At 61.5% G+C, this 1,053-nt stretch carries 2 protein-coding genes; both read right to left on the reverse strand.

Annotated elements, in window-relative coordinates; genetic code table 11:
• A partial coding sequence (locus ACSFA2_RS25820; protein ID WP_435458171.1) for a glycosyltransferase family 2 protein occupies positions 1–177 on the reverse strand: 177 nt, incomplete at its 3' end.
• Positions 174–1,053, reverse strand: an 880-nt coding sequence (gene rfbA / locus ACSFA2_RS25825; RefSeq protein ID WP_435458170.1) for a glucose-1-phosphate thymidylyltransferase RfbA, incomplete at its 5' end; no start/stop codon positions are given. The genes ACSFA2_RS25820 and rfbA, both read right to left, overlap by 4 nt.

Raw genomic sequence — 1,053 nt, forward strand, 5'->3', positions numbered from 1 at the left:
GTACGCCTCGGTTTCGTCCGTCGAGGCGTTGTCGAACACGTGCACGAGCACCGGCACACGGCGCTCCTGCAGGACGCTTTCAATTGCCTTCTGCAGCTGCACCCGCCGGTTGAAGGTGGGAATGATGACCGTGATTGTGTGAGTTGACTCCTTGGTCAGCAACTCATGACCGCTCACGAACGCACCTTGTCCGTCAACAGGTGCCTCAGGTATTTGCCATACCCGCTCTTCTCAAGCGGCGCGGCGAGCTTCTCGAGCTGGGCACTATCAATGAATCCATTGCGCCACGCAATCTCTTCAGGACAAGCGATCTTCAGCCCCTGCCGATGCTCCAGCGTCGCGATGAACTGCCCCGCCTCCAACAGGCTGTCGTGCGTGCCTGTATCCAGCCATGCGTAGCCGCGCTGCATGATCTGCACATTCAACTGGTCGCGGTCGAGATAGGCTTGGTTCACCGCGGTGATCTCCAACTCTCCGCGTGCACTGGGTTTGACGGCCTTCGCGCTGTCGACCACCTGGTTGTCGTAGAAGTACACCCCCGTCACTGCGTAGTTGCTCTTGGGCTTGAGTGGCTTCTCCTCGATGCTGCTGGCCTTGCCCTTGGCATCGAAGGCCACGACGCCGTAGCGCTCGGGGTCCTGCACGTGGTATGCGAACACCGTGGCCCCGGAGGTCTGTGTGTCCGCATCGGACAGCAGGTGCACGAAATCATGCCCATAGAAGATGTTGTCCCCCAGCACCAGCGCGCTGGGATCATTGCCCACGAACTTGTCCCCGATGATGAACGCCTGCGCCAAGCCATCCGGGCTGGGCTGCACCGCGTACTGCAGGTTGATCCCCCACTGGCTCCCATCGCCTAGCAACTGCTGGAATCGCGGCGTGTCCTGCGGCGTGCTGATGATCAGGATGTCCCGCATGCCGCCCAGCATCAAGGTGCTCAGCGGGTAGTAGATCATCGGCTTGTCGTACACCGGCAGCAGCTGCTTGCTGAGCGCCAGGGTCGCGGGGTGCAGCCGGGTGCCCGAGCCACCGGCCAGTATGATGCCTTTGCGT

The organism is Variovorax cryoconiti (assembly GCF_051216395.1).
Taxonomy (GTDB): domain Bacteria; phylum Pseudomonadota; class Gammaproteobacteria; order Burkholderiales; family Burkholderiaceae_C; genus Variovorax.